Raw genomic sequence first — 10,769 nt, forward strand, 5'->3', positions numbered from 1 at the left:
CCGACGCGCCGTCATAGCCGCGCTCTCAAACCACCATCCACCACAACGATGTCCACACTGCCGTATCAGGTTCCAAATGACCTCAAAATCAATTCTGCCAAAGTAGTGCTAGCTATTTGTCAAATTCTCGGAAGTGGCAGTCAGGATCAAATGCGCTGCGCCAGTCACTGCCGGGGTGCGAGCCCTCAAATGATCCCCATCAGCTCAGTGAACGGTTTGGATCGATATCGCTGAAAAACTCGCCGAATTGCCATTCATCCGCCATCTACAACTGTAGTATTCGCCAGATCAGTTGACCAATATCCGTTTCCCAAGTTCGGGGTGGTTGACGAAAACTGAGGCCTTCGGGCAAAGTTATACGGCTTCCTCATATACAGGCTATCCGATGATCACTGTCCTAGGCTCCCATAAGCATGGACCTTGTTGCTACGGCCTGCCGCAACCAGGAGAAACGATCTCGGGATCTATATTCAACACGGTCGCAGGCGGCAAAGGCGCGAACCAAGCACGAGCAGCAAGGCGTGCAGGGAGTCTTGTCAGGATGGTGGTGCGGTTGGTCAGGACGGATTTGCTGGACCGCGCTATGTCTCCTTGATGAAGCATCCGTCGATCTTAACCTAGTAGCGAGAACCGCTGGAGCAACAGGCACGGCCCTGATCCTGGTCAGCGACAGGGGTGAAAACATGATCGCGACGGTTCTGGGCGCAAATGGAACAATCAATGAGAAGCAGGCGAGGAACGCGGTTGACGCTATGGAGCCCGACGACATCTTGATGTTGCAGCTAGAGATCCCACCCATTGCCGTTGAAGCAGCCCTTAGAACGGCACGTAGCAAAGGTGTCACAACATCGTCAACACGGCGCCGCTGACTGCGGATGCGGTACGCCTCGCAAGGTTGGCCGATATCGTTGTGGCGAACGAACCAGAATTCGGATTACTCGCCGACCAACCGATTTCCGATGGGCAGACCCGCAAACAGGTGCTTCAAGAGCTACATGCCGAGAACGGCCAGACTTTAGTCGTCGCGCTTGGCGCTGACGGTGTCGTTGCAATCCGTACCAGTCAATTTTATGAGGCAAGCGGCCTTCATATAGAGCCGCTGGATAAGGTCGGCGCAGGAGATACGTTGCGGTTATCTCGCGGCAAGCCTCGACCAGGGCGTCGATTTCAAAGCAGCTTTGCGTCGAGCGGCCGTGGCAGGATCGCGCGCCTGCCTCAGTCGAGGCGCGCAGTCCTCTATTCCACTAGCAGCCACAGTTGATATGCACGTTTGAATCGGCATCCTGCTAACGCCTGCAACCAAACTTTCATTTATTGGAGTCCGCATTTGTTTTTCGTGGAGCGCGGGAGGATCTCCTTCAGTAGCTCTTCAGATGGCGTTCGTCATCAGACCGGCATTAGGGCTCAAAGTGGTTCTCGAAATACCCTTTTCGAAATCGGTTCCAATCACGCGAGCACGACGCAGCTCAACGGTGCATTACCACTTCGAACTAACGCTTGTGGGGAAGCGCCCCCAGCGGGCTTTTTTGTCGATTCAGCGCATTCCAAATGCTGCATATAACAAATGCACCAGTGACCTTGATATTAAAAAAATGAAATAAAATCAGCCCAAAAATATCTGCGTTAGCATATATCAAAAATTGACTAACTTCAATCATCGCGAAAAATCCTTCATACTTAAAACAATTGTTGACGGGCGTGATCTGAGCTGTATAGGATGGCAGGTATAGCCAGCTTGACTTCTAGAAACTGGCGGATCCCTACCAACGGTGGGGTGCAGTACGTGAGATTAGCATCCAACGTGACGAATTGTTGGATGCGAATACATAAAGTATTACGTCGCTACAAAAAATCGTATCGTCGCTTGCGATATGGCATAATTACAAGATCTGCCAAGCAGAGAACCACCACTTTCTTCACGGAATGACTGAACCTTACTACGGTGAGGGCGGACAAGTGAAACAGTACCTAATCGGTGCATCGGAGGGGTCAGGGCATGAAGTACGTAAAATTACTAACATTAGCCGCAGCGTTGCTTGCATTTGATATTAACGTAACGCTGGCTCAACAGAAAGACACGGTAACCATCGGCGTTGCGACTGAACCACCGCATCTCGATCCATCATCGCATGTAGCCGGCTCCATCCGTGAAATAGTTTACGCCAATGTCTTTCAAGGTCTCATGCTGATCGATGAGACCGGCAAGGAATATCCGTCCTTGGCGCAATCGACCGATGTATCCAAAGATGGGCTTGCTTACACGTTCAAGCTTCACCAGGGGGTCGTCTTCCACGACGGTGCCCCGTTTGACTCTTCGACTGTCAAATTTTCGCTCGATCGGGCTCGCGGACCAAATTCGGTCAATGCTGGCAAGCGTATTTTTGAGCCGATCAAGACCATCGACACGCCTGATGCATATACCGTCGTTATAACGCTAAGCCGCCCGGTTGGTGACTTCCTGTACAATATGGGGTCCGGCGACGCCATCATGGTATCGCCCGCTACCGCTGACACTAACGTTCAGCGCCCAATTGGGACTGGTCCGTTCAAGTTCGATCGGTGGGCAAAGGGTGATCGCATAGAATTGTCGCGTTTCGAACGCTATTGGGGCGAGCCTGCAAAGTTTTCCAAGGCCACATTCCGCATCATCCCCGACGCGCAAGCGCAGGTAGCCGCCCTTCAAACCGGCGAAGTTGACGCCTTTCCGCTCATGGGCGCCCCGGAAACTCTTAAGCAGTTCGAGAAGAACCCGCAGTTCAAGGTAGTTGTCGGCCAGACCCAAGCCGAAGTTTACATGCCGCTGAATCACCGTCGTAAACCCTTTAACGACGTGCGGGTCCGCCGTGCGATGACCTACGCCATTGATCGTAAGGCGGTCATTGACGGTGCGGTCGCGGGCTATGGTACCGCCATCGGCAGCCATTTCCCTCCGAGTGATCCTGACTACCTCGACCTGACGGGGGTTTATCCCTATGATCCGGCCAAGGCGCGTAAGCTTCTGACTGAGGCTGGCTATCCAAATGGCTTTGAAGCGAAGTTTATCTTGCCACCATTCCCTTACACCCGCCGTGCTGGCGAGATCATCCAGGCCTTTCTGGCAGACGTAGGGATCAAGGCCAATATTGAAGTTTACCAGGGGCCGCAATGGCTAAGCCAGGTCTTCCGCGATGCGAATTTCGACATGACCATCATTGGTCAGACTGAACCGCGCGACATCGGTACCTATGCTCGCGACGACTGGTACATGGGCTGGAAGAATGACGAGTTCCGTACGCTGGTGGCCAAGCTAGAGGCCACAACTGATACGGCCGAGCGGACGCGTATTGATCACCGGCTTCAAACCATCATCTCGGATGATGCCGCCGGCGTCTATCTCTTCGAACTCCCGAAAACGGGCGTTTGGGCGGCAAAGCTTCAAGGTCTCTGGAAAAACTCTCCTGTGCAGGCGAATGATCTGACCAAAGCCTATTGGGCGAAATGACATTGAGCTAAACGCCTGCCCACGCCCTTTTCGTGGGCAGGCCTCTCTCAAAGACTATGTTTAAAGATCGGGTTGTTGATGCTCTTCATTGTTCGGCGTCTCGCCGCATTGATTGTGACGCTCTTCATAACGGCGTCCGTGGCGTTCTTTCTACTGGAAGTGATCCCCGGGGATCCCGCGCTTGACATGCTGGGCACGGAGGCACGCGAGGACACATTGGCCGCTTTGCGCACGCAACTTGGTCTCGACACGCCATTGTGGCTGCGTTTTTTTCACTGGCTTGCTGGCTTTGTAACGGGTGACCTCGGAATGTCGTTCCGTTATCGGGTACCGGTAACCGAGCTGATTTGGGATCCACTTTTTGTTACAATTCCGCTCGGCTTGCTAGCGATCGCAATCACCATTGTTATTTCATTGCCATTGGGAGCCTTGGCGGCGCGCTACCGTGGCAAGGCACCGGACGTGATTGTGACCCTCCTCACCCAGCTTGGGTTGGCTATCCCGAACTTCTGGTTTGCGGTTCTGCTGATCCTTGTCTTCTCAATAGGATTGGGGTGGTTCGCTTCAGGTGGTTTTCCAGGGTGGGAAGCCGGTCCTTTTGACGCGTTCAAGGCGCTGCTGCTGCCGGCAATCTCGTTAGCACTGCCACAGGCCGCGATTATCGCACGTGTTACTCGCTCCTCCGTCTTGGAAGTGCTTGATCAGGACTTCGTCCGCACGGCGCGCGCTAAGGGGCTTACACGCAGCTCGACGCTTTGGAAGCACGTTCTACGCAATGCGATGGTTCCGGTCGTCACCGTGATGGGAACGCAGTTCACATTCCTGCTCGCCGGATCCATCATTGTTGAAAACGTTTTTTATCTTCCTGGGCTTGGCCGGCTCATTTTTCAGGCAATCACCCAGCGAGACCTGGTAGTGATCAAGAATGTGGTGGTGCTCATCGCAGCGTTGATCATGATCATTAATTTCCTGGTCGACATTTCATACGCCATTATCAACCCGCGCCTGAGGCAAAGATGACGCTAGCTGCTCTTACCATCGCGCGCCGAAATCCAAGTCTCGTGATCGGCTTCCTATTGGTTATCACCGTGATGGCCATGGCGATCGGATCCTTGTTTTGGACGCCTTATCCGCCCAATCAGATGGCAATGACATTGCGGCTGCAGGCCCCCACGGCGGCTCACTGGATGGGTACGGACCCATTCGGCAGAGATGTCCTGTCCCAAATCATGGTGGGCGCGCAAAACGCTCTGTTCGTTGCTGTCCTTGCGGTGATGATCGGCGCCACGCTCGGCGGCGCGCTCGGCCTTGCCGCAGCGGCCCTCCGGGGCTGGGTCGAAGAGATTTTCATGCGCGTTTGCGATTTCGCCTATGCGTTTCCCGCCGTTCTGATGGCGATCGTGATCTCAGCGCTGCTTGGTGTCGGCGCAACGCCAACAATCTTGGCGATTGCTATTTTTACGATACCCGTGTTTGGGCGATTGGCACGCGGGGCGGCGATAGAAGTCTGGAGCAAGGCGTTTGTGGCGGCCGCCCGAACCAATGGACGGGGTGCGCTTCATATCTCCTTGCGCCACATTCTCCCGAATATAGGCGGCCTGCTGATTGTCCAGGCCACGACACAGATCGCGCTCGCCATCATCGTAGAGGCTGGCCTTTCCTATCTGGGGATCGGACTGCAACCACCTGCCATCAGCTGGGGGAAAATGTTGGCCCAAGCGCAAACGAACATGTCCCTCTCTCCTACGTTGGCCATCTTTCCTGGCCTGATGATCGCCCTTGCCGTGCTCGGTTTCAATCTGCTGGGTGACGGCGTGCGGGATGCACTTGATCCAAGACTGAGGCGGTTACGATGATGCAAAACACGCTTTCCGTCCAAAATCTGTCTGTGTCGCTGCGTACCGACAGCGGCTATGTCCCAATCGTGCGTGATCTGAGCTTCGACGTTCGTAAAGGCGCGGCATTGGGCATTGTTGGCGAGTCAGGTTGCGGAAAGTCGATGACTGCACTCGCAGTTATGCGCCTGCTTCCTGATAGCGCGCAAACCTCCGGAAGTATTATGCTTGAAGGGAACGATCTCCTTCAGCTGTCTGAAGGAGCGATGTGCGCTGTGCGTGGTGCGCGGATCGGCATGGTCTTTCAGGAGCCTATGACAGCGCTCAATCCGGCACACACCGTCGGTAAGCAGATTGCCGAAGGACTGCGCCTTCACAAGGGGCTTAGTTCGCGCGCGGCGATTGAAGAAGCGGGAAATCTGATGGATTTGGTTGGCATTCCCAACGCGGGGGCCCGCCTCAGTGATTTCCCCCATCAGTTCTCCGGCGGGCAGCGACAACGGGTCGTGATCGCGATGGCTTTAGCCTGCAAACCAGATCTCCTGGTCGCGGACGAGCCGACGACGGCGCTCGATGTCACAGTTCAGCTGCAGATACTTGAACTCCTCGAGAAGCTTATCGCCGACATGGGCATGTCGCTGATTGTGATTAGTCACGACCTTGGGGTAATCGGGCGGCTATGTGACGACGTGATGGTGATGTACGCCGGGCAGGCAGTCGAGAAAGGCACGGTAGCCGACGTTTTCGACGCGCCTTCGCATCCCTATACGCGTGGACTTTTCGGTGCGTTGCCGGAGGCGCAGGAAGATATCGGAGCACGTCTGTATACCATCCCCGGCGTTGTGCCGTCTCCGTTCGCGTTACCGCATGGCTGCAAGTTTGCTGACCGTTGCGGGTACGTAGTCCCCGCTTGTCGAGACGCTGAGCCCCCACTGTCGCCCGGCAAACTTGGGCAATTGGCGCGCTGCATCAAAGTTCCAGAGGTTGTCGCATGACAAAATATATTCTTCAGGTTGAAGACCTTGTTTGCGAGTATCGTCTGAAACGCCAACGTTTATTCGGCCCGCATCCTGTGCTCAGGGCGGTGGGCGGTGTGAGCCTTCAAATCATGCCAGGGCAGAGTTTAGCAGTGGTCGGAGAGAGTGGCAGCGGCAAGAGCACTCTGGCACGTACGGTCATGGCGCTCGAAACGCCAACGTCCGGTTCGGTCAAGCTGAATGGAGAAGACCTTTTCGCAATGTCGTCAGCCCGCCTGCGCGAAGTGCGACGCAATCTGTCTATGGTATTCCAAGACCCCTATGAGTCGCTCGACCCGCGCCTTAAGATCGGCGTCTCGGTTGCTGATCCGCTTGACGCATTGCACGAAGCAAGAACCTCATCCGAGCGGCGTACCCGTATCGGGGAGGCGCTTGAAGCTGTCGGATTACGCGCTGCCGATGCGGAAAAGTTTCCCCATGAATTTTCAGGGGGGCAGCGTCAGCGGATCGCCATTGCTCGCGCGCTGATAACCCGTCCCGCATTGATCGTAGCGGACGAACCGGTTTCGGCTTTGGACGTTTCAGTACAGGCGCAGGTACTCAATCTGATGCACGATCTGCGTGAGCGCTATGGCATCGCCTACCTCTTCGTCAGTCACAATCTTGCAGTTGTGCGCCAAGTGGCTGATGAGGTCGCGGTCATGCAATGCGGTGTTTTCGTTGAGAAGGGGAAGGCGGCGGACGTCTTCGCCAAGCCTCAGCACGACTATACACGCAAACTGCTCGCCGCTGTACTCAAGCCGGAAGCAATGCGCAGGGCGCAACCACCGCTTAGGGCGATACCCAATTGATCACTGCAGGAAACACCATGCGCGAAAAAATCATCATTGATACCGATCCCGGGCAGGACGATGCGGTAGCCATCTTTCTGGCGCTTGCTGCGGGTGATCGCCTGGAAACGCTTGGTGTCTGTGCAGTTGCGGGAAATGTCCCGGTTGTGCAAACCACAGAGAATGCTTTGCGCATTATGGATGTCGCAGGGCGCAGGGCACCCGTTTACAAGGGTGCGGAACGCCCATTGATCTATGCGCTGGAGACAGCCGAATTCGTCTGTGGGCTCGACGGTATGGACGGCGCCGGTCTACCAGGTGCCGTGAGCGCACCTGAAACCGAACATGCGGTAGACTTTCTGATCAGAACCTTGCGGGGGTCAGACGACGGTTCCGTTACGCTTTGCCCACTTGGACCTCTGACCAATATCGCGCTGGCAATGAGGCTTGCGCCCGACATCAAGCCTAAGGTGAAGCGCATTGTCCTGATGGGCGGAGCGATGAACCTTGGAAATATCACCCCCGCAGCTGAGTTCAATTTCTACGTTGATCCGCATGCTGCGGCCGTGGTGTTCGATGCTGGCGTACCGATCGTTATGTTCGGACTCAACGTCACCTTAAGGGCAATCTGCAGCCACGAGCAGATCGCCCGCTTTGCGGCTGCGGGCACCGCTACCGGACGAGCAATCAGTGGTATGTTGGCCCGTCCACGTTCAAGCAGTCTAGGCAGTGTCGGTCATCCCATCCATGATATGTGCGTAATCGCCTACCTGCTCTGGCCCGAGTTGTTTGGGGGGCGCGACTGCTTTGTGCAGATTGAAATGGGTGACGGGTCATTACGTGGACGCTCCACTGTCGACTGGAATAATCGCCTCAAAAAGCCAGCCAACGCATTGGTAATCGATACAATAGATGCGGAATCCTTGTTGAATCGCGTCATCGAAACAACATCATCATTGTCCTGACAGGAATCTAAAATGAGCCACTATGTGGAAGAACTTCAGCACGAGGCTACTGCGGCCATAGAAGTGATGCAGAAGGCAGCTATCGCGGCCCGACATATTCACGCTCGCGCGGAATTAATGCGCCATATGCGTCTCACCGCGGCGAAAAACAAAGCTAAGCCCAAGGTGGAGGCTGTCGAGGCCGTAGTCGCAGAATGGCTGGAAGCCTGGTACGTGCCGCGCAACGATTGGCCACACATCGCCAACGAGATGGAAAACTTCACGGCGACCTTCTACGACTATGTTAACGACGCAAGTGACGCAAATGACCAACGCATGCGCGCAACGACGAAAGCCCTAGACGAAGCGCTGGCGGCCGAAGGCACTACCATTTCCGATCAGATGGCGTTCCGCTCGATGTGTGCTCATGGTTGGTGGGAAGCTGTACTCCCCACACCCGACACCTTGCCCGGGAAAGCTGAGCGGCCAACCGTCCCACAGTTGGAAAAAGGACGTGCGTTTTGGGAGGCAACCTGCGCTGAGCAGTGTCGTGAAGGCTGACAGGCCGCCCGTGTCTCCGCGATATTAGCATCGCGGTCGCAACAAAAACATGGGAACGAAAATATGCTGGGACCGTCAGGCCATCTGGATACGTTTGCCCGCGACAATCTTCCGCCGCCGGATCAGTGGCCGGAAATCAGGCTTGGTGGCTTCGATTATCCGGAATGGATGAATGCGGGCGTCGAACTCACCGACCGCATGGTCGAGCGCGGCTTCGGAGACAATACAGCGCTCATCGGCAACGGCCGCCGCCGCACCTACAAGGAATTGTCCGACTGGACGAACCGCATCGCCCAGGCGCTGACCGAGGACTACGGCCTGAAACCCGGCAACCGGGTGCTGATCCGTTCCGCCAACAACCCGGCCATGGTTGCCTGCTGGCTGGCTGCGACGAAGGCCGGCGCGGTGGTCGTCAATACGATGCCGATGCTGCGCTCCGGCGAGCTCGCCAAGATCATCGACAAAGCGGAAATCTCGATCGCGCTCTGCGATACGCGGCTGATGGATGAACTGGTCGCCTGCGCCAAGGAAAGCCGGTTCCTGAAACAGGTGATCGGCTTCGACGGCACCGCCAACCATGACGCCGAACTCGATCGTGCGGCGCTCAACAAGCCGGTGCGTTTCGAGGCGGTGAAAACCGGCCGCGACGATGTCGCCCTGCTCGGCTTCACGTCCGGTTCCACTGGCGTGCCGAAGGCGACCATGCATTTCCACCGCGATATCCTGATCATCGCCGACGCCTATGCGAAGGAAGTGCTGGACGTGACGCCGGACGACGTGTTCGTCGGTTCACCGCCGCTCGCCTTCACCTTCGGGCTCGGTGGCCTCGCGGTCTTCCCCTTACGTTTCGGCGCGGCTGCGACCCTTCTGGAGCAGGCCACGCCCGCGAAGATGATCGAGATCATCGAGACCTATAAAGCGACGATCAGCTTCACCGCGCCGACCGCCTATCGCGCCATGCTGGCGGCAATGGATGCCGGCGCTGATCTCTCCTCGCTGCGCATCGCCGTTTCCGCCGGCGAGACGCTGCCGGCGCCTGTCTTCGACGAATGGGTGGCGAAGACCGGCAAGCCGATCCTCGACGGCATCGGCGCCACGGAGATGCTGCATATCTTCATCTCCAACCGGCTCGGCGATTCCAGGCCCGCCTGCACCGGCAAGCCGCTTGCCGGTTACGAGGCGATCGTTGTCGACGACGACATGAACGAAGTGCCGCGCGGCACGATCGGCAGGCTTGCGGTCAAGGGACCGATCGGCTGCCGTTATCTCGCCGACGACCGCCAGAAGGAATACGTCAGGGATGGCTGGAACCTGACCGGTGACAGTTTCGTCGAGGACGAGGACGGTTATTTCCACTTCGCCGCCCGCTCCGACGACATGATCGTCTCGGCCGGCTACAACATCGCCGGCCCGGAAGTCGAAGCCGCGCTTCTGAAGCACGATGCCGTGCTGGAATGCGCGGTAATCGGCGCGCCGGACGATGGGCGCGGCACGATCGTCGAGGCGCATGTGGTGCTGGCGAAAGGCTTCGAGGCAAGCGACTTGCTCGTCAAGCTTCTGCAGGATCACGTCAAGGCGGTCATCGCCCCTTACAAATATCCGCGTTCGATCGTGTTCACCGATGCGCTGCCGAAGACGGAATCCGGAAAGATCCAGCGCTTCCGGCTTAGGTGAAAGAAGGATCAAAAATTGAGCTCAGGCCGGAAAAGTTCAACCGGTAAGGCCTATTCTTGTCAACCTCGGACAATTTCCCTCTCCGAACGGTTGACGTTTGGCTCGCAGGCTTAGCCTGCGAGCCTTTTTCTTTAGGCTTCAGACAGCGAATAAATCCTCTTCTTGCGAATTGGTGCCAATCAGCCTTTAATTGCGGGACTTATACCAATCCTCATTGATCAGAACCCATGCGCCCATTGCCGCCGGCCGATGGAAATGATCTTCCAAGGGCGGTCTTGCAATGTGCGCCAGGCGTGGCAGCAGTAGTAAACCGCTGGAGCGAACTCAAAACTGGATAAAACTTGGGGGCAAGGTCACGAAGGCGGTCGAAAAGGGGCATCCACCGATCAGTTCATTCCAACTCAAATCAACTGATTATTTCAAACCTAAAACTCTTCTTGACGAAGCCGAAAACTGTTTGTAAAAGA

General features: G+C 56.2%; 9 protein-coding genes and 1 pseudogene. 9 read left to right on the forward strand and 1 reads right to left on the reverse strand.

Annotated features, from left to right (window positions below; genetic code table 11):
- Positions 1-385 precede the first annotated feature (385 nt).
- Positions 386-1,274: pseudogene (locus MOV63_RS30920) on the forward strand (ribokinase).
- 216 nt (positions 1,275-1,490) lie between these two features.
- On the opposite strand, the gene MOV63_RS30925 reads toward MOV63_RS30920, so the two are convergent.
- Entirely contained in the window at positions 1,491-1,658 is a 168-nt protein-coding gene (locus MOV63_RS30925) for a hypothetical protein (protein WP_247039510.1), read from the reverse strand.
- Positions 1,659-1,996: 338 nt separating this feature from the next.
- Here MOV63_RS30925 and MOV63_RS30930 point away from each other — a divergent pair, with 338 nt between their 5' ends.
- The 8 genes from MOV63_RS30930 (at position 1,997) to MOV63_RS30965 (ending at position 10,302) form a co-directional block, all read left to right on the forward strand.
- Positions 1,997-3,481, forward strand: coding sequence for an ABC transporter substrate-binding protein (locus MOV63_RS30930; RefSeq protein WP_247039512.1), 1,485 nt, complete (start codon positions 1,997-1,999; stop codon positions 3,479-3,481).
- A 78-nt stretch (positions 3,482-3,559) separates the two neighbouring features.
- The gene (locus MOV63_RS30935) at positions 3,560-4,501 is read left to right on the forward strand and encodes an ABC transporter permease (protein ID WP_309500856.1); all 942 of its coding nucleotides are present in this window, start codon (positions 3,560-3,562) and stop codon (positions 4,499-4,501) included.
- A complete protein-coding gene (locus MOV63_RS30940) occupies positions 4,498-5,337 on the forward strand; it encodes an ABC transporter permease (RefSeq protein ID WP_247039516.1) in 840 nt (279 codons plus the stop codon). Before MOV63_RS30935 ends, MOV63_RS30940 begins: the two co-directional genes overlap by 4 nt.
- Entirely contained in the window at positions 5,334-6,311 is a 978-nt protein-coding gene (locus tag MOV63_RS30945; protein ID WP_247039518.1) for an ABC transporter ATP-binding protein, read from the forward strand. The genes MOV63_RS30940 and MOV63_RS30945 overlap by 4 nt, the downstream gene beginning before the upstream one ends.
- The gene (locus MOV63_RS30950; RefSeq protein WP_247039520.1) at positions 6,308-7,144 is read left to right on the forward strand and encodes an ATP-binding cassette domain-containing protein; all 837 of its coding nucleotides are present in this window, start codon (positions 6,308-6,310) and stop codon (positions 7,142-7,144) included. Before MOV63_RS30945 ends, MOV63_RS30950 begins: the two co-directional genes overlap by 4 nt.
- A 17-nt stretch (positions 7,145-7,161) precedes the next feature.
- On the forward strand, positions 7,162-8,088 hold the full coding sequence (locus MOV63_RS30955; protein WP_247039521.1) for a nucleoside hydrolase: 927 nt from the start codon (positions 7,162-7,164) through the stop codon (positions 8,086-8,088).
- 12 nt (positions 8,089-8,100) lie between these two features.
- Entirely contained in the window at positions 8,101-8,628 is a 528-nt protein-coding gene (locus MOV63_RS30960; protein ID WP_247039524.1) for a hypothetical protein, read from the forward strand.
- A 63-nt stretch (positions 8,629-8,691) separates the two neighbouring features.
- On the forward strand, positions 8,692-10,302 hold the full coding sequence (locus MOV63_RS30965; protein WP_247039526.1) for an AMP-binding protein: 1,611 nt from the start codon (positions 8,692-8,694) through the stop codon (positions 10,300-10,302).
- Positions 10,303-10,769: the final 467 nt, after the last annotated feature.

It is taken from the genome of Neorhizobium sp. SHOUNA12A, from assembly GCF_023006505.1.
GTDB lineage: Bacteria > Pseudomonadota > Alphaproteobacteria > Rhizobiales > Rhizobiaceae > Neorhizobium.